The 25,067-nt window shown below is 63.0% G+C and carries 25 protein-coding genes; 17 read left to right on the plus strand and 8 right to left on the minus strand.

Annotated elements, in window-relative coordinates:
- The first annotated feature begins 28 nt into the window (after positions 1-28).
- The 4 genes from P6U23_RS16055 to P6U23_RS16070 all read left to right on the plus strand — a co-directional run bounded on the left by P6U23_RS16055 (position 29) and on the right by P6U23_RS16070 (position 3,172).
- The gene (locus P6U23_RS16055; protein ID WP_407180683.1) at positions 29-835 is read left to right on the plus strand and encodes an enoyl-CoA hydratase/isomerase family protein; all 807 of its coding nucleotides are present in this window, start codon (positions 29-31) and stop codon (positions 833-835) included.
- Positions 836-905: 70 nt separating this feature from the next.
- A complete protein-coding gene (locus P6U23_RS16060) occupies positions 906-2,237 on the plus strand; it encodes an MFS transporter (RefSeq protein WP_407180684.1) in 1,332 nt (443 codons plus the stop codon).
- A complete protein-coding gene (locus P6U23_RS16065) occupies positions 2,234-2,488 on the plus strand; it encodes a hypothetical protein (protein ID WP_407180685.1) in 255 nt (84 codons plus the stop codon). The genes P6U23_RS16060 and P6U23_RS16065 overlap by 4 nt, the downstream gene beginning before the upstream one ends.
- Positions 2,489-2,593: 105 nt before the next feature.
- On the plus strand, positions 2,594-3,172 hold the full coding sequence (locus tag P6U23_RS16070) for a filamentous haemagglutinin family protein (RefSeq protein WP_407180686.1): 579 nt from the start codon (positions 2,594-2,596) through the stop codon (positions 3,170-3,172).
- A 212-nt stretch (positions 3,173-3,384) separates the two neighbouring features.
- Here P6U23_RS16070 and P6U23_RS16075 read toward each other — a convergent pair whose 3' ends face one another.
- From P6U23_RS16075 to P6U23_RS16090, 4 genes are all read right to left on the minus strand, one after another.
- A complete protein-coding gene (locus P6U23_RS16075) occupies positions 3,385-3,759 on the minus strand; it encodes a winged helix-turn-helix domain-containing protein (RefSeq protein ID WP_407180687.1) in 375 nt (124 codons plus the stop codon).
- Between the two features lie 139 nt (positions 3,760-3,898).
- Positions 3,899-4,591: a glutamine amidotransferase gene (locus tag P6U23_RS16080; RefSeq protein ID WP_407180688.1), complete on the minus strand. Its 693-nt coding sequence runs from the start codon at positions 4,589-4,591 to the stop codon at positions 3,899-3,901.
- A 261-nt stretch (positions 4,592-4,852) separates the two neighbouring features.
- Complete coding sequence (locus P6U23_RS16085) at positions 4,853-5,866, minus strand: hypothetical protein (protein ID WP_407180689.1); 1,014 nt, start codon at positions 5,864-5,866, stop codon at positions 4,853-4,855.
- A gap of 391 nt (positions 5,867-6,257) precedes the next feature.
- Positions 6,258-7,034 (minus strand): IclR family transcriptional regulator, encoded by a 777-nt coding sequence (locus P6U23_RS16090; RefSeq protein WP_407180690.1) that lies wholly within the window; start codon positions 7,032-7,034, stop codon positions 6,258-6,260.
- Between the two features lie 160 nt (positions 7,035-7,194).
- Between P6U23_RS16090 and P6U23_RS16095 the strand changes: the two genes are divergently transcribed.
- The 4 genes from P6U23_RS16095 to P6U23_RS16110 are packed head-to-tail and all read left to right on the plus strand — an operon-like array spanning position 7,195 to position 12,031.
- Positions 7,195-8,169: a tripartite tricarboxylate transporter substrate binding protein gene (locus tag P6U23_RS16095; RefSeq protein WP_407180691.1), complete on the plus strand. Its 975-nt coding sequence runs from the start codon at positions 7,195-7,197 to the stop codon at positions 8,167-8,169.
- Between the two features lie 47 nt (positions 8,170-8,216).
- Positions 8,217-9,983 carry a thiamine pyrophosphate-binding protein gene (locus tag P6U23_RS16100; protein ID WP_407180692.1) on the plus strand — a complete coding sequence of 589 codons (1,767 nt, stop codon included), beginning with the start codon at positions 8,217-8,219 and terminating at the stop codon, positions 9,981-9,983.
- A 13-nt stretch (positions 9,984-9,996) separates the two neighbouring features.
- Positions 9,997-10,488 (plus strand): tripartite tricarboxylate transporter TctB family protein, encoded by a 492-nt coding sequence (locus P6U23_RS16105; protein ID WP_407180693.1) that lies wholly within the window; start codon positions 9,997-9,999, stop codon positions 10,486-10,488.
- Positions 10,489-10,516: 28 nt separating this feature from the next.
- Positions 10,517-12,031, plus strand: coding sequence for a tripartite tricarboxylate transporter permease (locus tag P6U23_RS16110; RefSeq protein ID WP_407180694.1), 1,515 nt, complete (start codon positions 10,517-10,519; stop codon positions 12,029-12,031).
- A 110-nt stretch (positions 12,032-12,141) separates the two neighbouring features.
- Here the strand turns inward: P6U23_RS16110 and P6U23_RS16115 are convergent, their stop codons facing one another.
- Together P6U23_RS16115 and P6U23_RS16120 are read right to left on the minus strand one after the other, a co-directional pair.
- Positions 12,142-12,900 carry an SDR family NAD(P)-dependent oxidoreductase gene (locus P6U23_RS16115; RefSeq protein ID WP_407180695.1) on the minus strand — a complete coding sequence of 253 codons (759 nt, stop codon included), beginning with the start codon at positions 12,898-12,900 and terminating at the stop codon, positions 12,142-12,144.
- 80 nt (positions 12,901-12,980) lie between these two features.
- Positions 12,981-14,252: an ROK family protein gene (locus tag P6U23_RS16120; RefSeq protein ID WP_407180696.1), complete on the minus strand. Its 1,272-nt coding sequence runs from the start codon at positions 14,250-14,252 to the stop codon at positions 12,981-12,983.
- 264 nt (positions 14,253-14,516) lie between these two features.
- Between P6U23_RS16120 and P6U23_RS16125 the strand changes: the two genes are divergently transcribed.
- The 4 genes from P6U23_RS16125 to P6U23_RS16140 all read left to right on the plus strand — a co-directional run bounded on the left by P6U23_RS16125 (position 14,517) and on the right by P6U23_RS16140 (position 19,634).
- Positions 14,517-15,482: a sugar-binding protein gene (locus tag P6U23_RS16125; protein ID WP_407180697.1), complete on the plus strand. Its 966-nt coding sequence runs from the start codon at positions 14,517-14,519 to the stop codon at positions 15,480-15,482.
- Between the two features lie 63 nt (positions 15,483-15,545).
- On the plus strand, positions 15,546-17,072 hold the full coding sequence (locus P6U23_RS16130) for a sugar ABC transporter ATP-binding protein (RefSeq protein WP_407180698.1): 1,527 nt from the start codon (positions 15,546-15,548) through the stop codon (positions 17,070-17,072).
- Positions 17,069-18,130, plus strand: a complete 1,062-nt coding sequence (locus P6U23_RS16135; RefSeq protein WP_407180699.1) for an ABC transporter permease — start codon at positions 17,069-17,071, stop codon at positions 18,128-18,130. The genes P6U23_RS16130 and P6U23_RS16135 overlap by 4 nt, the downstream gene beginning before the upstream one ends.
- A 151-nt stretch (positions 18,131-18,281) precedes the next feature.
- On the plus strand, positions 18,282-19,634 hold the full coding sequence (locus P6U23_RS16140) for a carbohydrate porin (RefSeq protein ID WP_407181482.1): 1,353 nt from the start codon (positions 18,282-18,284) through the stop codon (positions 19,632-19,634).
- 370 nt (positions 19,635-20,004) lie between these two features.
- Here the strand turns inward: P6U23_RS16140 and P6U23_RS16145 are convergent, their stop codons facing one another.
- The gene (locus P6U23_RS16145; RefSeq protein ID WP_407180700.1) at positions 20,005-20,268 is read right to left on the minus strand and encodes a helix-turn-helix domain-containing protein; all 264 of its coding nucleotides are present in this window, start codon (positions 20,266-20,268) and stop codon (positions 20,005-20,007) included.
- Positions 20,269-20,370: 102 nt separating this feature from the next.
- Positions 20,371-20,820 carry an AraC family ligand binding domain-containing protein gene (locus P6U23_RS16150; protein ID WP_407180701.1) on the minus strand — a complete coding sequence of 150 codons (450 nt, stop codon included), beginning with the start codon at positions 20,818-20,820 and terminating at the stop codon, positions 20,371-20,373.
- A 158-nt stretch (positions 20,821-20,978) separates the two neighbouring features.
- On the opposite strand from P6U23_RS16150, the gene P6U23_RS16155 reads away from it, so the two are divergent.
- The 5 genes from P6U23_RS16155 (at position 20,979) to P6U23_RS16175 (ending at position 25,026) form a co-directional block, all read left to right on the plus strand.
- A complete protein-coding gene (locus tag P6U23_RS16155) occupies positions 20,979-22,298 on the plus strand; it encodes a tetratricopeptide repeat protein (RefSeq protein WP_407180702.1) in 1,320 nt (439 codons plus the stop codon).
- The gene (locus P6U23_RS16160; RefSeq protein ID WP_407181798.1) at positions 22,299-22,619 is read left to right on the plus strand and encodes a hypothetical protein; all 321 of its coding nucleotides are present in this window, start codon (positions 22,299-22,301) and stop codon (positions 22,617-22,619) included.
- Between the two features lie 52 nt (positions 22,620-22,671).
- Positions 22,672-23,478, plus strand: a complete 807-nt coding sequence (locus P6U23_RS16165) for a CoA transferase subunit A (protein WP_407180703.1) — start codon at positions 22,672-22,674, stop codon at positions 23,476-23,478.
- On the plus strand, positions 23,478-24,221 hold the full coding sequence (locus P6U23_RS16170; protein ID WP_407181483.1) for a CoA-transferase: 744 nt from the start codon (positions 23,478-23,480) through the stop codon (positions 24,219-24,221). Before P6U23_RS16165 ends, P6U23_RS16170 begins: the two co-directional genes overlap by 1 nt.
- Before the next feature lie 127 nt (positions 24,222-24,348).
- Positions 24,349-25,026: a cupin domain-containing protein gene (locus tag P6U23_RS16175; protein WP_407180704.1), complete on the plus strand. Its 678-nt coding sequence runs from the start codon at positions 24,349-24,351 to the stop codon at positions 25,024-25,026.
- Positions 25,027-25,067: the final 41 nt, after the last annotated feature.

Below are 25,067 nucleotides of genomic sequence, written 5' to 3' on the forward strand. Positions count from 1 at the left end.
ACGGCACCTAACAGAAGGAAGCAACCACATGCCGTCACTGTATACTTTTGCCGACCCTCGCCTGGCCAAGCTCGATGGGTTCAGGGTCGAAATTGACGAGGCGCACGAGCGTGCCGATATCATCCTCGGCCGGCCGCCCTACAACGTCGTCTCGATGCCGCAGCGCGACCAGCTCAGGCTGACCTTCGAGATCCTCGATGAAGATCCGCGCGTTCGCGTCATCGTGCTACGGGCCGAGGGCGAGCATTTCTCCAGCGGCGGCAACATCGGCGGCTTCATGGAGGCGAGCCCCGAGCATGTGTCGAAACTGGCCTGGAACATCGCGGCACCCGCGCGTTGCGCCAAGCCGGTGATCGCGGCCAATCGCGGCTATTGCTTCGGAGTCGGGTTCGAACTCTCGCTCGCCTGCGATTTCCGCATCGCCTCGGAAACGACGCAATACGCCTTGCCGGAGCAGAAGCTTGGACAGATCCCGGGCTCGGGAGGATCGGCGCGTCTGCAGAAAATGGTCGGGATCACCCGCACCAAGGACATCGTGATGCGGTCGAAGCGGATCTCGGCAAAGCAGGCGCTGGATTGGGGGATCGCGACCGAATGCGTGCCGGATGCCGAGCTTGAGAAGGCGACGGACCGCCTGGTCGATGAGCTGCGCACCTTCTCGCCTTTGGCGCAGCGCACCGCGAAGAAGCTCCTGAACGACACCGAGGACTCGACGCTAGCGATCGCGATCGAGCTCGAGGGGCACTGCTACAGCCGGCTGCGTCAGTCGGAGGATTTCAAGGAAGGCGTGGAAGCCTTCAATGCCAAGCGTCCGCCGAAATTCGTCGGACGCTGACGACAAGACGACTAACAACGCCGCGGACGGCCATCGGCCGCCGCGGCAATCATCATGCGGGGAGGGTAAAATGGCTGAGATGGATGTGCCGGTCGCGACCATGCGAACGTCGGCGGGCAATCAACAGATGGTCAACGCGATCATTGCCTCGGTACTTGGCTGGGCGCTCGATCTTTTCGATTTGTTCATTCTGCTCTATGTCGCGCCGGTCCTCGGCGCATTGTTCTTTCCATCGAGCAATACGGCGTTGTCGCTGGCCGCGGTCTATGGATCGTTCGCCGTCACGCTCTTGATGCGGCCGCTCGGATCGGCCGTGTTCGGCCACTATGCCGACGTGCACGGACGCAAGCGCGCCATGCTGGTCGCGATCTTCGGCGTTGGCATCAGCACCGCCGGGTTTGGTGTGCTGCCGACGATTGCCCAGGTCGGTGTGGCCGCGCCAATCGTGTTCCTGATGCTCCGTCTGGTGCAGGGCGTCTTCGTCGGCGGGGTGGTGGCCTCGACCCATACCATCGGCACGGAATCCGTCCCGGCACATTGGCGGGGCGCGATGTCGGGCCTCGTCGGTGGCGGTGGCGCCGGGATCGGTGCGCTGCTGGCGTCGTTCGTGTTCCTGATCACGTCCTCGATCTTTCCCGGTGAAGCCTTCGCGCAATGGGGCTGGCGCTTTATGTTCTTCTCGGGCCTGCTGAGCTCTTTGCTCGGCTGGTTCATCTTCAAGAACCTCGAGGAATCGCCTTATTTCAAGGAGCTGAAGCGGCAGCAGAAGACACGCAAGGCGGAATTATCGAAGGCTCCGGTCAAAGAAATATTTTCAGGGGAGTATCGCAAGGTCTTGCTCCTCAACCTCCTGATCACGTTCGGCGGCGGAGCGGGCTATTATCTGACCTCCGGATATCTTCCAAGCTTTCTTAAGGTCATCAACGCGGTCCCGAACCAGACCTCGTCGCTGATTCTGATGGGCGCCAGCGTCTCGGCGTTCTTCTCGGCGATTCTGATCGGATCGCTGAGCGACAAGATCGGGCGGAAAAGGACCTTTCTCCTGATCGGAGCAGGTGCAGCCGTGCTGCTTCCGCTGTGCTATCTCGGCCTTGCCGCGACGAAGGACATGACGGAGATCACGCTCTACGCGCTGGCGATCGCCTTCATCGGCAATGCCGGCTACGCGCCCGTGCTGATCTTTTTGAACGAGCGCTTCCCGACGGCGTTGCGCGCGAGCGGCACAGGACTTTCCTGGAATATTGGCTTTGCGCTCGGCGGCATGATGCCGACCTTTGTTTCGCTGATGAGTGCCGGCGCCGCCCAGATTCCGACATCGCTCGCCATCTTCTCGGTCGGGGTCTTTGCGGTCTACCTGATCGGGGCAATCGTGATCCCCGAAACCAAAGGCCACTTCAAGTGAGGACAAGCGGCGGCGCGCTCGTGCCGCGCCGCCGCAACCGACGTGAAGCCGCGGACGGTGGCACGATCCTGCTCGGCGGCACCGGGGCCGTGACGACAGGTTCGGACAGCGGCAATAGCTGGTCCTATCCGATCGCCAGCGATGCCTTCGTCATCATCAGGCCGGGTGCACTGCTCGACGCCTCCGGCGCTTCGGCGACGTTGGATCTTCCGGCCGTGTCGGCGAGCGGCCTCTCGTCCGTTAGAGCATGATCCGGAAAAGTGGAAACCGGTTTTCCGAAAAGATCATGCTCAAACAAAGAGATGAGATCATGATCCGATTCCGTCTAATCGGATCATGATCTAGCCAGGTGGTCGATGCCGGCAGCGGCGGAACGATCGGGATCTATTGGCAATGTCGCGCTGGGTCCGACGGTGCCGTCAAGCGGCGCAGGCATCGCGACGCTCAGGCCGCTTGCCGAAGTGCCTCAAGGCAACGTCAATCTGGTGGCGCCGCTGGGTATCATCGATGCTGGCGAGGCAGGCATTCGCGTTTCCGGCAACGTCAATCTCGCGGCCGTGCAGGTCGTCAACCCGGCAAATATCCAGGCGCAGGGAACGACGACCGGCTTGCCGACCGTGTCCGGACCACCCATAGCCGCGCTGACAATGGGCAACAACACGACCGCGGCGACGCAGCAGGTGCAACCCGCCGCGTCCGGCAACGGCAACCAGCCTTGGATCATCATCGTCGAGGTGCTCGGCTATGGCGGATCATCTGACTCCGCGCCTAAGGATAACGATGACAGCCGGCGCGGCAATCGCGAGCAGCATTCCTACGACGCGAGCAGCCCGTACCAGGTGCTTGGCCTAGGTCCGCTGTTCGATGATGATGTGGCGGGCTTGGCGGCGGAGAAGAAGGCTCTCAATGCCGCCGATGCTAATCCTCAGCGTTAGGTATGGTAACCGGGCGCAAGGTCCTACAGCCTGGACCTTTGCGCGCCGGCCCTCGCGAGAGCGCGCCTACGATCGCACGCGATCTTCGCAGTTCTTCCGGCGGATGTGGACGCGCCAGTTTCCAGAGTCGCGATGTAACAGTTGTTGCCGCCTGCGCAGAGGCAACAGCAGGATTCCGGTTTTATTCCGGTGGTCTTGCCAGGCAGTAAGGATCAAGCTTTGCGCGAGCGTCCGATATCCGTCTGTAGCGCCTGCAATTCCTTGCGGACGGCGCGCGCGGCATCGCGCTCGATCTTGCGGTAACGCGCGACCAGCGAAGCGCCGAACGGGGTGAGCATTGCACCGCCGCCATTCTTGCCGCCGGTCTGCCGGGCGACCGCGGCATGTCCGCAAATCCGGTTGATCTCTTCGACCAGATCCCAAGCGCGCTTGTAGGACATGTCCATCGCGCGCCCCGCGGCCGAGATCGAGCCGAAGTCGCGGATATGCTCAAGTAGCTGGATTTTGCCTGGCCCGATCCGCTCCTCGCCATCGAGATCGATGCGAAGGCTCAAGTGCGGAAGCGATCTGGCGTCTGGCTTTGGCATAAAGGTTTGCTCGTCAGTCCGGCGGACACATTGCCATCGAGGCTTTGCGCTCACAAGAAGAACCGGCGGGATATCCCTAGGCGGCGTGTGCCTTGCTCAGATGGCCTTCGGTCAGGCGGACCGTGGATGCGACCGATGATCAGCTTGAGCGAGCCGTCAGAGAACGGTTGCGAGGGTCGATGGGTCGAATCTGGTGGAGCCAGCCGGTGAAGACGGGATCGGCCTGGGCAGCCAGACGATTCGCGAGATTGGCCGTCGCGGCCCGGAGCTCTGGCACCGACACATTGGCCGCCGCAAGCTCGACGGAGTGGCCGACATACCATTCCTCAAGCTGGCGCGGTTCGGCTTCCAGGTGAAACTGCAGGGCGAGTGCGCGGTCATCATAAGCGAATGCCTGGTTCTCGTAATTGCCGTTCGATGCAAGCCTGGTGGCGGCTGCGGGCAGATCGAACGTATCGCCATGCCAGTGCAGCACGGATGCCTCGCTGCCGAGGGATTTCAGGCAGGAGGCAGCGCCGGCCTCCGACAGGCTGATCGCCCCCCAGCCGATCTCCTTGATGTGGCCGGCATAGACCCGGCTGCCCAGCGCCTTGGCCATGAGTTGCGCGCCGAGGCAGATGCCAAGTGTGGGCAAGCCCTCGCTCAATCGTCGCTCGATCAGCGCAATCTCGCGAGTGACAAACGGGTAGCTCTCGGTCTCATAGACCCCAATCGGCCCGCCGAGCACGACAAGGAGATCGGCGTTTCTGATGCTGGGGTGGGCCAGGTCGTCGACTGCCGCTTCGCAAAACGAGACGTTCCAGCCTTCGCGCTCCATGATCGGAGCCAACATGCCCAGGTGTTCGAACGCGACATGGCGTAGGGCAATGGCAGATCGTTGCGGCTGAGACATCGGATGCGATCGAGCGGAGTCAGTGCTTAATTTGCGTGCCATCGGGAAGCGGGTCGGAAGCGTAGAGCGTCACGTTTGAGGTCATGAGGGCTGGGCACGGCGGTCTCAGTGGCAGTGGCCCGTGTGACGCGAGCCGCATGGTTCGCGTCAATCTGCAGCTTATCTCAATCAGCCGGACGATGTCGTCCTGCGAAAGCATGGCTACTTCGGCAACGCCACCGGCTTGAGCGCGAACGGGCCGGGATCCTTATTCTTGTTGTCGCCGATCAGATAGGACAATTTGCCTTCCGCGACCCAGCCGATATCGCCGACCTGGGTCACCGAGACCGGTTCGGCAAAGCGGTCCTTGATGACTTCGATCTTGGCCTCGTCGCCCTTGATGGTGACGCTGTCCAGCCGGCCGGCGCCTTCGATCAGCAGGAAGCCGCTACCGAAAGCGCGCATCGCATCCGCATGATCCAGTGCGCGCGACGGCTTCAACTCGGTGACGCTGCCTGCCTTGCCATCTTTGACCGCGATCCGGAACAGTTTTGCCGGAATGTAGGTGGTCACGTAGAGATCGCCGTCCGACCCGACCGCGATGCCGTCGAGTCCGACGCCGTCCTTTGCCGGCGCCAGGGCTGGGTCGGTGGCCCACACATCGAGGGAAGTGCCGCCGGGCTTGAGGCTGTAGACGTAAGGCGCAAACGAATCGGTGACATAGGCGCTGCCATCGCTGCCGACGGCGATATCGTTGCACAGGGATTTGGGATCCTTGAGCGGAAAGCTGCCCTTCGCCGCGCCAGTCCTGAGATCGAAGGTCTTCAGCGACGCGCCCTTGCTGTCGCCTGGTCCGGCGACGCCCATGGCGCTGAGGTCGTTCGAGCAAACATAGAGCGTGCCGCTCTTCTCATCGGCGAGCACGCCGAGCGTGGAGCGGCTTCCGCCGGCTCCAGGCTTCACGAGTTGTTCAGTCTTCCCGTCGGGCGCAACCTTAAGCACACCGCCAAGATTGAAGCTGCCGACATAGAGGGTGCCGTCGCGCGTCGATGTCACGCTCTCCGGAAAGCTCTTGTCGGGAATCGAGAGCGTTGGTGGTTCGGCTCGCGCCTGACATCCCGATGCAATGCTGAAGCCAAGCGCCAATCCCATCGCACGCAGCGCATGTGCGCGATGGTTCTTGAGCGAGTCTCCCTTTATAAGCGGACGCGAAGCAGCGCCATATTCTTGTTTCATGATTGATATCCCTGATGGACATGACCTGGACAAGGCAGGAACATCAAAGGACGATCATCAGCAGTCGCAGGTTTGCTGCACGTGGCAAAATCCCGACCTGAGTTCCTCCCATCTGCCTTGTCGCATTCGATATATACAACAGAATATATCGTTGGGAAAGGCGATCAAAGCCGGAGAGGATTGACGCAGATGGGCCGCGCCAGAGGCGACGATGGAGGGATCACGGCCGAAGCTGGTTCGAAAACGCGGCGGAGATTCTGTTCGCTCGGCACTTCTGATAGGTGTGGGGAAAAGCGGTAGGGATCCAGCGACTCAGACCCCGACACCGAATACGCTGGTCCGCCTGCCATTGGGCTTCACGCCGGCCGGCCATGCTTGACCGGGCCGCTACTCAGGACGAGCGGAGCATCTTCTCGACCTTGCGAATCTCGGTCCGTAGCAGACGCGCGATCTTTTCGATGCGATCCGGCGGCAGCCGACTTTCGATCGCGGCGATGCTGATCGAGCCGGCGAGACTGCCATCCGCCCGGCGCACGGCCATGCCGATCGCCGCAATGCCCGGTGCACGACGCGGATTGACCGCATAACCGCGCGTGCGTGCCGCTGCGACGAGCTCGGCGAGCTCCCCCGCTGTCATGTCGCCATGCGCCGAGAGACGCGGAGCGTTGTATGCGAGAATGCTCTCGGCTTCTTCTTCGGGCAGGGCCGCGAGCATGGCGACGCCGCCGCAGCCGATCCCTAACGGGAGCCTGCTGCCGACCTCGACCGTGAAGGCCTTGATGGGAAAGTTGCCGGCCTTGCGCTCGACACACAACGCATCGTTGCCGCCGCGTACCGCGGCAAAGACTGTGTCGCCGGTCTGATCTGCCAGCAAATCAATTGCCGGCCGCGCCATCTCCCGCAAATGAAATCGCGGCTCTGCGAGCAGTCCGAGTTCATAGATGAACGAGCCGAGATGATAGCGGCGCGTCGCCTCGTTCTGGCTCGCCATGCCCTCCGCAATCAAGCCCTGAAGGATGCGGTGGGCGGTGGGGCGTTCAAGCCCGGTCTCGCGCGCGATGTCGGCCATGCGTGCTCCCGACTGGCTGCGCAACGCCAGCGCGCGGAGCACTGCGGCCGCACGTCCAATGCTCTGGGTCCCGGTTGGTCTGGTGTCGTCGTCCGTCACGATTATCCAAAAGTCCAATATATGAAACAAGAGCACCGCGCGGCCAGCTCGCATTTTTCGGTCATTGACAAGTCAGAATGTTTGATGACACAAGGCGCGCCGCGGCAGTGATCAAGAATAGTCCACATAGTGGATCAAATCAAGATGGGAGGACGCGTAAATGGGGTTAAGGTGGCTGGCGGCGATGGTCGTCTCGATTCTGATGTGGGGGGCGTCGGGCCCGATCTCCCTTGCCGAGACCTATCCTTCGAAACCCATTCACCTGGTGGTCGGTTATGCGGCCGGTGGTTCGACTGACTTGGTTGCGCGCCTGGTAGGGCAGCAATTGTCGGAGGCGCTGGGGCAGCCCGTGGTGATCGAGAATCGGCCGGGCGCGGGCGGGAGCATCGCATCGGAGCAAGTGGTGCGATCGGCGCCAGACGGTCACACCCTCTTTATGAGCACCATCGCCAACACGATCAACACGACCCTCTATCCGAAGCTGCCGTTCAATTTCGCTAGCGACTTAGCGCCCATCAGCCTGATCGCGACAGTGCCCAATGTGCTGGTGGTCAATCCTGCCGTGCCGGCGACGAACTTGAAGGAGTTCATCGCGCTGGCAAAGAGCAAGCCGGGCCAGATCAACTTCGCGTCCTCCGGGGCTGGCTCCTCGGTCCACCTGAGTGGCGAATTGTTCAACCTGGTCGCGCAGGTGAAGCTGGTGCATGTGCCTTACAAGGGCAGTGCGCCGGCGCTGGTCGACCTGATCAGCGGTCAGGTCCAGTCGATGTTCGACAACCTGTCCTCGTCATTGCCCTACATCAAGAGCGGCAAATTGCGGGCGCTCGCGGTAACGAGCGCGCATCGCTCCGCGGCTGCACCGGACATCCCGACCATGGCGGAGGCCGGCCTTCCAGACTGCGAGGTCACCTCTTGGTTCGCGCTGGTGGCGCCGGCGAAAACTCCGAAGGAGATCGTCACGCGCCTCAATGAAGAGGTCCGCAAGATCCTCGATCGGCCCGCCGTCAAGGCGCGCCTCGCCGAGCTCGGAGCCGATGTCGCGCCGAGCACGCCCGAAGCGCTCGCCGCGCTGATCGCGTCCGAGACGGAGAAATGGGCCGGGGTCATCAAGGCCTCCGGGGCCAGCGTCGAATGAAATCCCGCCATCCAGCGCGCAAACTTTTTAATGGAGTGATCGAGACCATGAACCAGCATGTTGAAATCAAGGCCGAGTCGGACACTGGCTCCCTGAAAATCACCGGCGGCGAGGCGATCGCCCGCATGATCCAGGCCTTCGATGGCGGCGCCATGTTCGGCATGGGCGGGTTTCAGTTGCTGCCGTTCTATGATGCGGCGAGGCGCTTCGGGCTGCCCCACTATCTGATCAATGACGAGCGCACCGGTATCTTCGCGGCCGATGCATACGCCAAGGTGTCGGGCCGGGTCGGTCTCGCCGATGCAACGCTCGGACCCGGTGCCACCAATCTGGTGACCGGACTGATGGAGGCTCTCAATTCGGGCACGCCGCTGGTGGTCCTGGTCGGCAATACGCATCGCGACCACTCCTGGAAGAACATGACCCAGGAATGTCGCCAGACCGACGTGCTTCGTCCGGTGTGCAAGGAGGTGATCCGCGTCGAGCAGGTCGCGCGGATTCCCGAATTGATGCGCCGCGCCTTTGCGGTGGCGACCTCGGGACGGCCGGGTCCGGTGGTGGTGGATATTCCCGAGGACATCTCCCACGCCGTGCATTCCTTCAGTGCCGCCGATTTCCAGGGCGATAGCATCTATCGCGCCGTGCCGGCCTTGCGCGCCCGTCCTGATGGGGCGAGCATCGCTCACGCCGCCGAGCTGATTGCCGCCGCGAGGGCGCCTGTCATTCTCGCAGGCGGTGGCGTACATCTGTCCGGCGCGGCCGAGCAGCTCACCGAGTTCGTCCGTGCCTTCAACCTGCCGGTCGCGCACACGCTGACGGGCAAAGGCGCGATCCCCTGCAGCGATCCGCTCAATGCCGGCCTGTTCGGCCGCTATGACCGCTTTGCCAATCAGCTCATCGAGGAGGCCGATCTCTTGCTCGTGGTCGGCTGCAAGCTCGGCGAGATCGCGACCAAGCGCTACACCGTGCCGGCGCCGGGCAAGCGCCTGATCCATCTCGACTGTGTGGCCGAGGAATTCGACCGCACCGTGCCGGCGACCGTGCGGCTGTGGGGCGATGTGCTGCTCGGCATCGCCGATCTATCGGCGGCGCTCGCGCCCGAGAAGGAGCGGCTGCAGGCTCGGTGGGCTGGCCGGCCGGCCGACACCGCCGAGCGGATGGCGAACTGGCGTCGCAAGGTCGGCGCGCGCCTCAACTCCGATGAATGTCCGGTCGACATCGCCCGTCTGCTGACGGAGATCAATACGGCGCTGCCGGCCGATGGCTATCTCGTCGCCGACGGCGGGTTCGCCGCTCATTGGGGTGGGCTCCTGTTCGATACCAAACGTCCCGGCCGTGCCTTCGTACCGGACCGCGGCTCGGCTTCGATCGGGTATGGCCTGCCGGGCGCGATCGGCGCGGCGCTGGCGGCGCCGGGGCGGCCGGTCTTCGCGCTCACCGGCGACGGCGGCTTCAACATGATGATCGGCGAATTGGAGACGGCGCGCCGCCTTGCGCTCGATTTCACGATCATCGTCGTCAACAACGCCGCCTCGGGCTATGTGAAGGCGCTGCAGCACCTGATGTACGGCCCCGGCGCCTATCACGCATCGGACCTGAGCGAGACCAACTACGCCGATGTCGCGGCGGCGATGGGCTGTCGTGGCATCCGGGTCGAACGTCCCGACCAACTTGCCCCCGCGTTCAAGGAGGCGCTGGTACGCCGCAAGGTCCCAACGGTGATCGACGTCGTGGTGACGCGCGATCCCGCCAAGATGCTGCCGGGCGTCGACAGCCGCACTGTGCAGGTCAAGAAGGGCGACAGGATTGCGTGAGCGGGCCGACGTCATGACCGATCGCATCGCGGGCCATCACCGCTCCGTGTCCCTGGTCCAGCGCCTCGGCAAGGACCGGATCGGCGCCATGCTGCTGATCCTGATCGGGGCGGGCGTGGCTGCCATGGGGCTGACCTACCGCATGGGCACAGCAACCCGAATGGGACCGGGATACATGCCGTTCTTCTACGGCGTGCTGATGATGCTCGTCGGCTTCGCCATCGCCCTTACAGCGCGGCCGAGCGAGGAGGAGAAACGCAAAGTCATGCGTGTCAACTGGCGGGCTTGGCTTTGCATCCTCGGTGGTCTCATCGCCTTTGCGGTTATCGCTGATCATGGCGGCTTGGTGCCGGCGACCTTCGTCGCCGTCTTTGTCGCGGCGCTGGGAAGCACGGCCAACTCGGTGCGCGATGCGGCGCTGCTGGCGGCGGGGCTCGTCGTCGCCGCGGTTCTGGTCTTTAGCTACGGCCTGCAGCTACAGCTTCCGCTGTTCGCCTGGGGTTGAGTATCGGATTGATTGTCGGGGGGAGGGAATGGAACAGGCGCTAGCCGATCTCTGGTACGGTTTTGGTGTCGCACTGCAGCCGGCGAACTTGATGTGGGTCGTGATCGGCGTGGTGCTTGGCAATTTGATCGGCGTGCTGCCCGGTATGGGCGCGATGACAACCATCTCCATGTTGTTGCCGCTGACCTATGTCATCCCGGCGGTGCCCGCGATCCTGATGCTCGCGGGCATCTTCTATGGATCGATGTATGGCGGCGCCATCTGCGCCATCCTCCTCAACCTGCCTAGCCATCCCCCGCATGCCGTGACCTGCATTGATGGCTATCCAATGACGCTGAACGGGCGCGGCGGCGCCGCGCTCGGCATCACCATGATGGCCTCGTTCTTCGCCGCGTCGGTCGGGATTGCGCTAATGGTGTTCGTCTCGCCATTGCTCGAGGCGGTTGCCTTCAAGTTCGGGCCGACCGAGATCAGCGCGGTGATGCTGCTCGGGCTGCTTGCCGGATCGACCATGGCGCGGGGATCGCCCCTCAAGGGCATCGCCATGACGCTGTTCGGGCTCTTCCTCGGTGCAATCGGCACCGACGTCAACACCGGCGTCCAGCGCTACACCTTCGGCTTGCAGGATCTCGCTGATGGCGTCGACCTGGCGGCGCTCTCCTTGGGGCTGTTCGGCGTCGCGGATTTCCTGCTGACGGTCAACCGGCGGGAGGTCGCGACCACGACGACGCGCGTCACCATGCGGCAGATGATGCCGACACGCAGGGAACTGAAGGCCGCCATCCTGCCGATGCTGCGCGGTACCGGCGTCGGCGCCATCTTCGGTGCCATGCCCGGCACCGGGCCGACCATCACCACCTTCGTCGCCTATGCGCTGGAGCGCAAGATCGCGAAAACGCCGGAACGGTTCGGCAAGGGAGCCATCGAAGGGGTGGCCGCGCCTGAGGCGGCGGCCCATTCGAAAACGCAGATCGATTTCATTCCGACCATGTCGCTCGGCATTCCCGGCGATCCCGTGATGGCGCTGCTGCTCGGTGCGCTGATCATCAAGGGCATCAACACCGGACCGCAGCTAATTACCGAACATCCCGACGTCTTCTGGGGATTGGTCGCGAGCTTCTGGATTGGCAATTTGTTGTTGATCGTCCTGAACGTGCCGCTCATCGGCATCTGGGTGAGGCTATTGCGTCTGCCCTATCGCTTTCTGTTTCCGTCGGCGCTGTTCTTCATCGCGGTCGGGGTCTACAGCACGCACAACAACGTGTTCGATATTCTCCTCGTCGCTGCCTTCGGCTGCGTCGGCGCGATCTTCCTGATGCTGGATTTTCCCGTAGCTCCCGTCGTGCTCGGCTTCGTCCTGGGGCCCATGCTGGAGGAGAATTTCCGCAGGGCGATGGTGCTGTCGCGCGGCGATCTGATGATCTATCTGCAGCGGCCGCTCAGTGCCGCATTCATCGTGGTCTCCGCGGCCCTGATTCTGCTCCAGATCTACGGCTACCTGCGTCTTCCGCCATCGTCCCGGCCGGTGCGCGCCTCACATTGAATAGCTGCGTTGAGCGATTGTCCTTTGACGGAGAACCACGTCTCGATGTGATTAGCCAGGACAAGCGCGTTGGCGTGAATGGAAGCGAGCCTGGCCGGCATCGGCCGTGGTCAGACCCAGCCGCCATCGACGATATAGTTCTGGTTGGTGCAGGCGCCGCTGTCGTCAGCGGCGAAGAAGAGGACGACGCGCGCGACCTCGTCCGGCATGAGCTTGCGCTTAAGGCATTGGCGCTGCATGAGTTCGGCCTCACCTTCGGGCGTCAACCACAGATCCTGCTGCCGCTCGGTCATGATCCATCCGGGCAGGATGGAATTGACCCGCACGTTGTTCGGCCCAAGATCGCGGGCGAGCGCACGGGTGAGGCCCTGAACCGCGGACTTCGCGGTAGTGTAGCAGGCCATGTTGCCCTGGCCGATCACCCAGCTCACCGAGCCCATGTTGACGATCGAGCCGCCTCCGGCATGGATCATGTCGGGCGCGACCGCCTGGGCGCTAAAGAACTGATGCTTCAGGTTGACGGCGATTCGCTCGTCCCAGTATTCCGGCGTGACGTCCTCGATCGCGTGACGGTCGTCACGGGCCGCGTTATTGACCAAGATGGTGATCGGCCCGAAGGCCTCGCGAACGCCTGCGACCGCCTGCCTCAGGGCGCTGATGTCGCGCACATCTGCGTGCTCGAAATGCACGCTGGCATGCGCCGGCAGGCTACTCAGTAGCTGCTTTGAGGCCCTCTCATCGATGTCGATGAAACCGACCCGTGAGCCTTGGCCGACGAACTGCCGGACGATGGCCTCGCCGATGCCCGAACCGCCGCCGGTCACCAGTACAGTCCGGTCCTTGAGGCTTGGATAGATGGCGCCTTGCATTGGCATCCTCTTGATTTGGGCGCCTGGACGGCGCCGGTTGCGTTTGCTGCGGCTCAAACAAGCGCCGCAGCTCCCGGTGTTCACTCGGTCGTCTCCATGAGATTTCGGTCCACGACCCGCAGCGTCCGCCGCACCATGCCGTCGACGATTGCCGCCGACTCGCTTGGACGCAGGTAGATCGCCGTGGACTGGAGCAGCCACGGCAACACCGCCTGGTCAAGCCGCTCCTCATAGGCGTGGCGCATCATCTCAAACGCCTGCAGTCCGGGGCCCGCCAGGATGACATGATGCGGGCGCAGCACCGATATCGTTGCGGCGACCGCCTCCGCAAGCGCGCGGCCTGCCTGCCGGAATAAATGCTCGAGGCGGGGATCGCCGCCCAGAGCTCGCTCGTGCAGCAGTGCCATCTGCGCTTCGGACGGCTGCTGCGACACCGCCGGCGGCAGGTCGAGAAAGGTGCGGGCGTCGCGGTAGAGCGCATAGTCGGCGAGATAGGCCTCGATGCAGCCGCGCTGACCGCAGCGGCATTGCGGACCGTCCGGCGCCAGCTTGACATGGCCGATTTCGCTGCCGGCGCCCCAGCGCGCTTCACCGTCGACAACGACACCCATACCGACGCCGTGGCCGACCATGATCGTGGCTGAGAGGCCCTGCGCAAGTGCCGGTTCCGCGGCTACAAGGGCCAGCGCAACTGCGACAGCGTCGTTCGCCATGACGACCTCGACCCCGAATGCCTCACGGATCGGCCTCGCCAGATCGATGTCGGTGACCGACAGCGCAGGACTCCACAGATGCTGGCCGGTGTCGGCATTCACGATGCCCTGCAGCGCAATCCCGATTCCCAACAGTCGATGGCGCGGCGTGGCGGTCGCGTCAAGCATGGCATCGATCTGCGCGATCACGAGATCGCGCAACGCCCGGGCATCGAGCGCGCGCGTCGAGAGTTCAAGTCGCGATTGCGCCAAGCCAGAGCCACTGAAATCCGCGATCAGTGTCTCGATCAGGTTCATGCGTAGCGACACCGCAATGATGCGGCCAAACTCCGGGTTCAGGGTCAGCAGTACCGCCGGCCTGCCGCGGCGGCGGCCATTCAGCGCGTCCGCATCCTCTTCGTCGGTGTCGTCGGGCCACGAGGTTGCCGCTGCCGTCTCGGATTCTGCCTCGCACAGCAGCTCTTCCGCGATCAGTCTCGACGTTATGGCCGAAATGGCCGGGAAGCTCAGCCCCGTACTACGGGCGAGCTCCACGCGCGGCAATGGGCCCTGACGTCGCAACACTTCGATGAGTCGGCCGCGGCTCGATCCGCGGGCCACATTTGAAGCACGTCTAGGCGGTTCAGGCTGCTCATCCATGCCGCCCCTTTAATTTATTCAGTGAAATTAATCAACGGAGATGGCGCTAGGTGTAATCTAAAAAGCACAGATGGAGGCTGTCGTATCGTACCGATATTTACTATTGTCGCACCCTGTGTACTATTGCTGCTTGAAGAAGGGGGCGGGGACACTCTTGACTGGATATGTCTCTCCGCTAATTTCTTCGAAACAAAAATAAAATAGGGCGCAAGAATGCGTCGCGCGTGAATCCCCTTATGCCGGGGTGACGAAAGGGAGGTGCATATGAAGGGCTCAGTGAAGAAATTGATCGTGCCGCTGCTGGCGAGCGCAGCAGCGCTCGCGATGGCCGCGGGGGTGGCGCAGGCGCAGCAGAAAAAGACCATCGCGCTGGTGACCAATGTCGCGGCCGACTTCTGGACCATCGCCGGCCGCGGACTTGAGAAGGCGCAGAAGGAGCACCCCGAATACAACATCGAGTTGATCGTGACCAACGAAGGCACCGCGGCAGGCCAGCGGCGCGAGTTGGACGACCTGTTGGTGCGCGGCGTCGCCGGCATCTCTATCTCTGTAGACGATGCGCCGCACGCAACCGAAGAACTCAACAAGGTTGCGGCCAAGACCGTTTTGATCACGACCGATAGCGACGCGCCGCAGAGCAATCGTCTCGCCTATATCGGCACCGACAACGTCGCGGCCGGGCGGCAGGCGGGCGAGGAGATCAAGAAGGCGCTGCCGAACGGTGGCAAGATCGCGCTGTTTGTCGGCACGATGGACGCTGACAACGCCCGCGAGCGGGTGCAAGGTATCAAGGAAGCGATTGCCGGCACCAAGGTCGAGCTGGTCGACGTGTTCACCGACCAGGTGGACTTCGCCAAGGCCAAGGCGAACATGGAGAACGTGCTCGTCAAATATCCCGACATTGCGCTGTTGTCCGGCCTGTGGAGCTACGAGACACCGCTGATTTATGATGCGGTGAAGGCGGCGGGCAAGGCCGGCAAGGTGAAGATCGTCGGCTTCGACGAGGACCAGCGCACGCTGCGCGGCATTTCCGACGGCACGATCGAATCCACGGTCGTGCAGCAGCCGTACGAGTTCGGCTATCTCTCCGCCACCAACATCATCAAAACGCTGAACGGCGACAAGTCGTGGATCCCGGCGGACGGCAAGCTGATCGTGCCCACCAAGGTGATCAGCAAATCCAACGTCGCGGAGTTCACCGCAAATCTGAAGGAACTGCTGAAGAAGTGACTTCAGTGCGCTTCACCGCCCGGCTGCCGCGAGCCGCCGGGCGTGTGCGGGAGGAAACGACGAATGGCGGAGACGCTGCTGGAGCTCGCCGGGATCAGCAAGACTTATCCCGGTGTCAGGGCCCTCGACGATGTCAGCCTGCGCGTGTACCGCGGCGAGGTGCTGGGCCTCATCGGTGAGAACGGTGCCGGCAAATCGACGCTGATGCGCGTGCTGGGTGGCGTGATCGCGCCGAGCGAGGGCGTAATCCGCATCGGCGGCAACGACCACGCCCGGATGACGGTGAACGAGGCGACGCAGGCCGGCATCGCCTTCGTGCACCAGGAACTGAACCTGTTCGAGAATCTCGACGTAGCGGCCAACGTCTTTATCGGCCGCGAGAAGCTGACTGGCGGCCCGCTGAAGCTGGTCGACAGCGCGGAGATGCGCGCCCGCGTGGCGCCGCTGCTGGAACGGCTGGGCGCCGATTTTACGCCGAACACGCTGGTCGACAACCTCTCGATCGCGGAGCGTCAGATGGTGGAGATCGCCAAGGCGCTTTCGATTGACGCCCGCGTGATCATCATGGACGAGCCGACCTCCAGCCTGACAATTTCGGAAACTGAACGGCTACTGGAGGTGATTGCCGACCTGAAGGCGCACGGCATCTCGGTAATCTATATCTCTCACCGGCTGGGCGAGATCATGACCTGCGCTGACCGCGTCGTGGTGCTGCGCGACGGGCGCACGGTAGGGGAGTTGGCGCGGCACCAGTTAACCCATGCCGCAATGATCCGGCTGATGATCGGCCGTGACCTGAAGGCGCTGTATACGCCGCCGAAACGGCCGCCGCAGCCGGGCGGCTGCGATATCGTCGGCCTCGTCACCATCGCCTTTCCCGACCGGCAGATTAATCTCTCCGTGCGACGCGGTGAAATCCTCGGCCTGGCAGGGCTCGTGGGCGCTGGCCGCACCTCCCTTGCTCGCGCGGTCTTCGGCATTGATCCGCTGCTGGGTGGCGAGATCAGGATCGACAACGTACCGGTCGATGTCGCGTCGCCGCGGGACGCGATCAGGCAGGGGATCTATCTGGTGCCGGAGGACCGCAAGAAATCCGGGCTAGTGCTGGAACTGCCGATTCGGGAGAACGTGACGCTCGCGAGCCTGCCGAATTATGCGCGGATGTGGCTGATAAACGGCGCGGCCGAGCGCACGGTTGCGAACGAACAGGTCAGGAGCCTTTCGATAAAGGCGCCGAGCATCGACATGGAGGCCGTGACGCTCTCCGGCGGCAACCAGCAAAAGGTAGTGCTGGGCAAGTGGCTTTCCATGCAGCCGCGCGTGATGTTCTTTGACGAGCCGACCCGTGGCATCGATGTCGGTGCCAAGAGCGAGATCTACGCGCTGATGCGCAATCTCGCCGACCACGGCGTCGCGATCGTGATGATCTCCTCCGACATGGAGGAGGTCATCGGCGTCTCCGACCGGGTGGCAGTGATGCATGAAGGCAGTGTCAGCGGTGTGCTGGAGCGCGAGCAGTTCAGCGAATACAACGTGCTGCGGCTAGCGATCGGCCAAGCGCTGGAAACGATGGAAGCCGCCGCGCCATGATGAAGAAGGAACTCGGCCTGTGCCTGCTGCTGGTGGTGATCTCCGCCATCACCGGCGTGATCAATCCGGCTTTTCTATCGTTGGTGAACTTGCTGAATATGGCCAACCTGATCGGCCTGTTCGGCGTGTTCGCGCTGGGCGAGGGGCTCGTGATCATCACCGGAGGCATCGATCTTTCGCTCGGGTCGATGTTCGCGCTGCTTGGCGTCGTATTCATCGATCTTCTGACGACGTATCAGGTTTATTGGCCCTTCGCGCTGCTGCTGGTGCTGCTGGGCGGGCTGGCGCTGGGGGGCATCCAGGGTTTTCTGATCACACGGCTGAAAATGCAGCCGTTCATCGTGACGCTGTGCGGGTTGCTGATCTATCGCGGCGCCGCGCGCTACTACACGAGCGATTCGACGCGCGGCTTCGGCTACGGCGACGAGGCCGGGACACTGAGCAACATTGCCTCCGGGAATATCGCGGGCATCCCGAACACCTTCATCCTCCTTATCATCCTTGCGCTGATCCTCGGCGTGCTGCTGCACCGCTCGGTCTACGGGCGCTGGCTCTACGCTGTGGGCAAGAACGAGGAAGCGGCGCGCTTCTCCGGCATCAGCACAGATATGGTGATCGCGACCGCCTATATCATCAGTGGCGGGCTCGCCGGGGTTTCCACGGTGTTGTTCGTATTCTACACGAACTCAGTCTCTCCGAGTTCGTTCGGCAACTTCTACGAGCTCTACGCGATCGCGGCTGCCGTCCTGGGTGGCTGCAGCCTGCGCGGCGGCGAGGGCTCTATTCTCGGTATTGTGCTGGGGACGGCGCTGCTGCAGGTGCTGCAGAACCTTGTGAACATCCTGGGCATCCCCAATTCCCTGAACTTCGCGGTGATGGGGACGGTGATTCTGCTCGGCGTGCTGGTGGATCAGCAATTGCAGGCCCGTCGGCGGCGCAAGATGGCGCTGGCCGGCCTGGCCCGCACGGCGCCGAGATCGACACTTGTGCAAGGAAAGCAGAGCGCATCACCGCGCAGCGCGACTGCGTTGTCGGCGAAAACGGGTGATCAGGCATGACAGCTCCGACCTCCAGTTGACATACGGCCGCTTCTTCGGCGGCTGAAATCTGTGTGTGCTGGGGAGAGAGCACGTTCCAGGCTCGGGGGCTTTGGGCGGGAACGTGACGCAAAATACACAAAGCCTGGGGACGCTGGGAGGACCAGAAAAAATGTTGCAGAGGTCTATAAACGCCGCACGCGTGTGCAGCGTCGGGATTGCCTTATCATCTCTGTTGAGCGGTGGAGCGTATGCGGCCGACCTTTCAACGAAAGCGCCGGCTGTTCCTTATGTTTCGGTCGATGATGATTTTTGGACAAGACCCTATCTGTTTGGCGATCTCGGCCGGACCAAGCTGAAGGAGCAGGGCATCTCTCTGGGCCTGACGCTCGGCAATGAAACCGTCGGCAACCTGTCGGGCGGAAACAGGAACACCGCGGCCAACGCTGGACAGCTATGGTTCGGGGCCAAGCTCGACATGGCGAAGCTTGCCGGCATTCCGGGCGGTACGGTCGGCCTCACGCTAGTCCAGCGTTTCGGCGACAATCTGAATACCGAGGCAGGCATTCCGGCCTTACAGCTAACGAACGAAGTTTTCGGCCGCGGCAATATTTTTCGCCTGACCGAACTCTACTACTCGCAGAAGCTTTTCGATGATCGCCTTGAACTCAAGGGTGGCCGTCTTCCAGTCGGCTCTGACTTCTTCTTCGGTCTGTGCGAATTCATCAACCTGACCTTCTGCGGCGGCCAGCCCGGCAACATCCAGGGCGGCTACATCTATAACTGGCCGGTGAGCCAATGGGCCGGTGTCGCCCATTTCAACTTGACCAAGGAATTGAAGATTTCGGCCGGTGTCTACGACTCCAATCCGAATTATCTGACGACCTCAGATCCCACCATCTACTTCTTGCCGGGCGTCCCCTCCTCAAGACCCGTCTCGGGTGTGCTGGTGCCGGTGGAGTTGACCTACAGCCCGAGCGGTGCCCTGTTCGGGACCTGGAGATTGGGCGGCTGGTACGACAGTCAGTCGACCATTGATGGGGGCCTCCCGGGTATCATTGCGACCATCCCAGTCGGCGGTGGTGTTCCGGATCAAAACCTGAGCGATCAAAGAGGCCGCTACGGCATTTATGAGTCGATCCTGCAGCGGTTGACCATCGACGGTCCCGACGCGCAGGGTTGGTACACCTTCCTCAATTCGACCTTCGCCGATCACCGGACCTCGTTCCAGGACTATCAGATCGCCTTGGGCTTCAAGCACACCGGAACATTCGCCTGGCGCCCGAAGGACGAAGTCGGCTTCGCGGTGGGCACGACTCACGTGAACTCGGCCGCGCTCAGCCCGAATGCGGGCGGTAACGAAATTCCGCTCGAAGCTTGGTACGGTTGGCAGGCGACCGGCTGGATGAACCTCAAGTTCGACGTCCAGTATGTGATCAATCCCGGCGGGCGCGGGTTTAATGCCGACGGCGTGAAGACCGACAATGCCTGGGTTCTTGGTATGCGCACCGAGGTCCATTTCTGACGCGGCGGTAGACTTGTCGGGGTCAAAACATTGAGCGACTCCGACACGAAAGCTGTGTGCATGCCCGCATACGGGCATGCGAAGAAGTGTCATTAGAGCGCAAGCAACTTGCGCGAACTCTGCCGGTCAGGCACCTCGACGGCGAGGGCCTGCACGGACATTTGCGCATGGTCGAAGCCGATCGGGTATTTTCCGGTGGAGCTTCTGTCTGCTGACGCAGCTAAGCGCGGCGGAGAGACGTTCTTGCCCTCGTTAACACGAGGCCGATCGGGTTCTTCCTCTAACTCTATTCGCTAAGGCCGAAGACGATCCGAACAACTTCGCACTCCGCGACCCGGGGCATCCTAGGTACAAGGCAGGGCGACTTCCTTTAGCGAAGCCTTGCAGATGGTGAGGCGCGATGTCCGCCAGTCGCTTTTCGCATGTAGGCGTGCGGGCTGGACCCCATCTCCGTCCGGAACGCGAAGATGAAGGCTGACGTGGACCCATAGCCCAATTGCATCGCCGTCTCGGTCACCGACGCGCCGCTGCTCAAAAGTTCGATCGCACGGAGCAGCCGAAGCCTCCGCCGCCACGATCGTAGGCTCGAACCCATCTCAGCTTCGAATTGGCGCGTGAGCTTGCGCGAGGACATGCCTAGCGTTTTGGCCCATTCGTCCGAACTGCGCGTGTCGGCAGGGTCGATGTACAGCGCTTCGCAAAGCCGCAGCAGACGTTCGCCGCGAGGCCAAGGCAGTCAAGCCGCCAGCCATTGAGCCCTGCGCAATTGATCGAGGATGAGAGTCGCGATGCGGTCCGGGTAACCGTCGCCGTCTTGGCTTCCCTCGACCGCGGCGGCTTCCACGATCAACTCCTTCAGCAGCGGAGAGACCGCGAGCACCGTAGGGTCCGAGGGGAGATTCCGCCCTGCATCGACGGCGATCCAAAGGCTGCGAAACTCGGCGCCTAACAGTGAGCCCACCCGATGGCAGACGCCGCTCGGCAGCCAGAAGGCCTGGTCGGGCGAGATGACGAACGAACGATTCTCCGCGCTCACCATCAGCACCCCGTCGATCGCGTAGACCACCTGGTGCCAGTCATGCGCATGCTCCGCGAATTCGTGCCGAGCCGGAATCGATTCGGCACGCATAGTGATGGGGCGCGGGGGCAAGACGCCCGGAGGGGCCGATATGGGTGTCCAGGTCATGTCGTCTCCGGTTGGCTGATATTCTATATAAATTGGCAAAACGTCGAAAGACAGCCTGACTGCGCTCTGATAGCGATCGAAGCCCAAGGCTGGCGGCAGACCGACGACTTAGGCTGCGCCCCGGCCGATCTGCCTCAACCCCGTATCAGGAGCAGAGCATGGCCGAGTTCGACAGTCGGGGCCTCCAGCTCTCGACAGAGTCGCCGCAAGCGGCGAGCCGCTACCGCGAAGGCGTCGACCTTCTGCTCTCGGCTTGGCCGGGAGCGGAGAACGCGCTGCGGCAGGCGATCAATCACGATCATGAGTTCGCGCTGGCGCATGCTGTCCTCGCGCGATTGCACACGATCCGGGCCGAGCGCGCGGAGGCGCGCGCAAGCATCGCCACCGCGGAGGAAATCGTGGCGCGAAACGGCTCGCCACGAGAAGCCAGTCATGTCTCGACCCTCTCGCTCACGGTGAACGGCCACTCGGCCAAGGCGTTGGAGAGCGCTCTCGCCCACCTGGACAAGTGGCCGCGCGATGTCCTGATCCTTTCTCTGCCGCTCGGAGCCTTCGGCCTGTTCGCCTTTTCGGGAATGGCGGACCATGATCGGGCGCGCGTCGACCTCTGCGAACGAGTGGCCGCTCAATATGATGCGGACGATTGGTGGTTTCTGACCTATCGCGGCTGGTCTCACGCCGAAAACGGGTCGGTCAGCCGAGGTCGCGACCTCGCGCAGCGCGCCCTCGAACTGCGCCGCGCCAACGCGAACGCCGCGCACGCGGTCTCGCACGCCATGTTCGAACAGGGAGCGACGCAGGAAGCCGAAGCGCTGCTCGAAGGCTGGCTGCCGGGCTACGATCGGGCAGGGCCGCTTCACGGCCATCTCGCGTGGCACGCGGCTCTCTCCGCACTGGAGCGCGACGATCCGCAGCATGCCTTGGCGATCTATTCCGAATATGTCCAGCCTTCGGTCTCGCTCGGTGTACCGATCAACGTCGTGAGCGATACTGTCTCACTGCTGTGGAGACTTCAGGCCTACGGCCATGCAGTGCCGTCCGGCCTTTGGGAGGACGTCGAAAGTTACGCCGAGTCCCGGTTTCCGAAACCCGGACTCGCGTTCGTTGAGGTCCACATGGGTCTGCTGGCCGCGGCGACGGGAAAGGTCACGGCAGCCGACGATCGCATCGAAGCCAATACGCGACGCGTCGCTGATGGCACGCTCCCGGCTGGTCCGGTCGTACCATCGATCTGCCGCGCGGCGGTCGCGTTCGCGAAAGGCCACTTTGCGGAGTGCGTCCGGATCCTGGAGCCCGCAGCCAGCGACGTTGCTCGCATCGGCGGCAGCGGCGCGCAGAGGGAAAGCATCGAGGACATGCTGCTGCTCGCCTTGATGCGGAGCGGCGAATCCGGAAAAGCGCGAGATCTGCTCGATCGCCGGCTACACCGTCGCCCTTCGCAGCGCGATGCGCGTTGGCGCCGCCAAATCGAGGTTTGAATGTCTCAACTCCTCGTTCAGGAGATGGCGGACGCTGTGCCGGCGTTCCGTTTCGAGCGCAGCAACGTTGTGAGGCTCGTGATCGCGCAGGCGTTGGCCGGCGCGAATTCGACGGTCATCTACGCGACAGGGGCCGTGGTCGGGGACATGGGCGCTGTCCGCGGTGATGGCGGGCGAGGTCTTCGCAGGCGTGATCGGGCCGCAGCTCGGTCGTGGCGGCTCCGCGACCATTTCGCCGCGATGCAACGACCCGATGTGGATGTTCTCGGTCGAGCTGAAGGACTAGGATTGCCTAACGACCTGATCGGTTCGCTCGATTGACCTCGATGAAGGAAGCCTGACGACCGATGGGGCCGCGAACGGGAGGTGGAACATGACTGATTTCGTGTCGCCCGAAACCATGGTGCAGATGATCCCCTCCGGCATCAAACTCGGCTTGGCTCCGGACGGTGCAGGATCGTGCCCCGCCATGATCCGGCTTCTGATCGAACGCGGAATTCGCGACCTTCACGTCGTTTGTGCCCCGATCGGCGGAATGCAGGTCGACATGCTGATCGGCGCCGGCGCGGTCGCCGTCCTGGAGACCAGCGCGGTCAGCCTCGGTGAGGCCGGTGGCGCTCCCTGTTTCGCGCGCGCGATCCGTAGCGGCGAGCTCCGCATGCTCGATGCGACATGTCCTGCGGTGTTCGCCGGCCTGACGGCGGCGGCGAAGGGCGTGCCGTTCATGCCCATCCGCGGCATCATCGGAAGCGACCTCCTGAAGAACCGTCCGGACTGGAAGGTGACGACTAATCCGTTTGATGACAGCGATAAGATCGTGGTGGTCTCGGCCATCCAGCCTGATATCACGCTGATCCATGCGCCTGAAGCCGATCGCTTCGGCAACGTCCGTCTCGGCCGACGCCGCGAAATCATGCTGCTGGCGCACGCGTCGAAAAAGACTTTCGTCACCGTTGAGCGGATCTCGGAAACCTCGCTGCTCGACGACGAGAAGCTGGCGGCCGGCGTGCTTCCGGCGATGTACGTCTCCGCGGTGGCGGAATATAGGAACGCGGCCTGGCCGACCGGCCTCTCCACCGAATACGATCTGGATGCGCGCGAGGTCGGGAACTATGCCCGTGCCGCGCGTTCACCAGAGGGCTTCCGGACCTACATGATCGGCACCAGGAACGTTGCATGATGCTCGAATGCACCAACCGCGAGCTGCTCATCTACACGATCTCGCGCCTGCTGGCCGGGGTGCGTCATGTCGCCGTCGGGATGTCGTCGCCGATGCCGGCAGCGGGGGCGATGCTTCTGCGAGCTCTGAACAAGAAGCAGGGGCGGGAAGACGTGCAGGTCTCGATCCTGGGATCCATCAGGCACAACTCCTTCACCGGCGGTTCCGAGGAGTTGTTCGATTGTGCCGCGCAGGGTCGGATCGATGCCTTCTTCCTGGGCGGTGGCCAAATTGATGGGAGGGGCAACGTCAACCTGGTGGGAGCGGGCGGTTATCCGAAGTCTCAGGTGCGATGGCCGGGCTCGTACGGATCGGCCTATCTCTACTTCCTGGTACCGCGGGTCATCCTCTTTCGCGAAGAACATAGTCCGAGGGTTTTGGTCGATCAGGTCGACTTCATCTCGGCGCCAGGCGTCAGCGAGAAAGGCATGTACAGACGGGGCGGGCCCCATGCGCTGCTGACCAGCGCCGCGCTATTCTCCTTCCAGCGTGACGTCGGTCGGTTTCGACTGGAGAGCGTGCATCCGGGTCACAGCGCGCGTGAGATCCGGGAGACGACCGGGTTTTCCTTCGACAACGATGGTTGCGAGGCCCAGACCCCGGGCCCCGACGCCGCTACGCTCGCGCTCATGCGAGGGCAGATCAGGACCGAACTCGCCGAGACGTACCCGCAATTCGCAGCATCTCTCCCGGAGGCGGCTTGATGGGTAACGACCTGCGTGCGTTCGCGCATCGAGACCACGCCATTGCAGAGAGCGGCGGAGGCGGTCGCACGGATGAAGTCCGGCCGGGCCAAATTCGGAATGGTGTTGACCATGAGGGAGGAGCGCGATGCGCATCAATGACGACCTGACTGTTCCGGTGATGGTTCACGCCGCGCAGCTCCCATGGATATCCAGCCCGGCGGCCGGCGTCGACCGCCGCATGCTGTTCCGCATCGGCGACGAGGTCGCCCGCGCCACATCGATCGTGCGATACGCCCCACGTAGCGCGTTTCCCCGCCACACGCATGGCGGTGGCGAGGAGATCGTCGTTCTCGACGGGGTCTTTCAGGACGAACACGGCGATTACCCGGCGGGCAGCTACTTCCGCAATCCTCCCGGGACCTCGCATGTCCCCGCATCGAAGGATGGTTGCACGATCTTCGTGCGCCTTTGGCAATTCCGGAACGGCGATCGTGACCAGATCGTGCGACGACCCGCGGAAGGTCGTCCGCTGGAGCCGAGATCGGGCGCGGCGAGTGCGATCGAATTGTTCGATGACGGATTCGAAAATGTACGTTTCGAAAGCTGGATGCCGGGCAAGACGATCATCGTCGAGAACGCTCGCGGGCTCGAAATGCTCGTTCTCGGGGGGAGCTTGTCGATCGGCGATCAGAAGCTGATCCCGCAAAGTTGGGTCCGCTTGCCGGCCGGACAAGTGCTGCGCGCTGTCTCCGGCCCGGAAGGCGCGAAAGTCTGGTTGAAGGACGCTCCCCTGCTTCATCCGGAGGTCTGCAGGCTGCCCTGAACGCGAGCGCGGATGTCCGAAGGGCCGTTCTTGCCGTAATC

The sequence above is a fragment of the Bradyrhizobium sp. STM 3562 genome, from assembly GCF_045571435.1.
Lineage (GTDB): Bacteria > Pseudomonadota > Alphaproteobacteria > Rhizobiales > Xanthobacteraceae > Bradyrhizobium.

Coding starts and splice junctions, on each gene's coding strand:
- P6U23_RS16055 (WP_407180683.1), top strand. CDS start 29: ATGCCGTCACTGTATACTTTTGCCGACCCTCGCCTGGCCAAGCTCGAT.
- P6U23_RS16060 (WP_407180684.1), top strand. CDS start 906: ATGGCTGAGATGGATGTGCCGGTCGCGACCATGCGAACGTCGGCGGGC.
- P6U23_RS16070 (WP_407180686.1), top strand. CDS start 2,594: ATGCCGGCAGCGGCGGAACGATCGGGATCTATTGGCAATGTCGCGCTG.
- P6U23_RS16075 (WP_407180687.1), bottom strand. CDS start 3,759: ATGCCAAAGCCAGACGCCAGATCGCTTCCGCACTTGAGCCTTCGCATC.
- P6U23_RS16080 (WP_407180688.1), bottom strand. CDS start 4,591: ATGTTGGCTCCGATCATGGAGCGCGAAGGCTGGAACGTCTCGTTTTGC.
- P6U23_RS16085 (WP_407180689.1), bottom strand. CDS start 5,866: ATGAAACAAGAATATGGCGCTGCTTCGCGTCCGCTTATAAAGGGAGAC.
- P6U23_RS16095 (WP_407180691.1), top strand. CDS start 7,195: ATGGGGTTAAGGTGGCTGGCGGCGATGGTCGTCTCGATTCTGATGTGG.
- P6U23_RS16100 (WP_407180692.1), top strand. CDS start 8,217: ATGAACCAGCATGTTGAAATCAAGGCCGAGTCGGACACTGGCTCCCTG.
- P6U23_RS16105 (WP_407180693.1), top strand. CDS start 9,997: ATGACCGATCGCATCGCGGGCCATCACCGCTCCGTGTCCCTGGTCCAG.
- P6U23_RS16110 (WP_407180694.1), top strand. CDS start 10,517: ATGGAACAGGCGCTAGCCGATCTCTGGTACGGTTTTGGTGTCGCACTG.
- P6U23_RS16115 (WP_407180695.1), bottom strand. CDS start 12,900: ATGCAAGGCGCCATCTATCCAAGCCTCAAGGACCGGACTGTACTGGTG.
- P6U23_RS16120 (WP_407180696.1), bottom strand. CDS start 14,252: ATGGATGAGCAGCCTGAACCGCCTAGACGTGCTTCAAATGTGGCCCGC.
- P6U23_RS16125 (WP_407180697.1), top strand. CDS start 14,517: ATGAAGGGCTCAGTGAAGAAATTGATCGTGCCGCTGCTGGCGAGCGCA.
- P6U23_RS16130 (WP_407180698.1), top strand. CDS start 15,546: ATGGCGGAGACGCTGCTGGAGCTCGCCGGGATCAGCAAGACTTATCCC.
- P6U23_RS16135 (WP_407180699.1), top strand. CDS start 17,069: ATGATGAAGAAGGAACTCGGCCTGTGCCTGCTGCTGGTGGTGATCTCC.
- P6U23_RS16140 (WP_407181482.1), top strand. CDS start 18,282: ATGTTGCAGAGGTCTATAAACGCCGCACGCGTGTGCAGCGTCGGGATT.
- P6U23_RS16145 (WP_407180700.1), bottom strand. CDS start 20,268: ATGTCCTCGCGCAAGCTCACGCGCCAATTCGAAGCTGAGATGGGTTCG.
- P6U23_RS16150 (WP_407180701.1), bottom strand. CDS start 20,820: ATGACCTGGACACCCATATCGGCCCCTCCGGGCGTCTTGCCCCCGCGC.
- P6U23_RS16155 (WP_407180702.1), top strand. CDS start 20,979: ATGGCCGAGTTCGACAGTCGGGGCCTCCAGCTCTCGACAGAGTCGCCG.
- P6U23_RS16160 (WP_407181798.1), top strand. CDS start 22,299: ATGTCTCAACTCCTCGTTCAGGAGATGGCGGACGCTGTGCCGGCGTTC.
- P6U23_RS16165 (WP_407180703.1), top strand. CDS start 22,672: ATGACTGATTTCGTGTCGCCCGAAACCATGGTGCAGATGATCCCCTCC.
- P6U23_RS16170 (WP_407181483.1), top strand. CDS start 23,478: ATGCTCGAATGCACCAACCGCGAGCTGCTCATCTACACGATCTCGCGC.
- P6U23_RS16175 (WP_407180704.1), top strand. CDS start 24,349: ATGCGCATCAATGACGACCTGACTGTTCCGGTGATGGTTCACGCCGCG.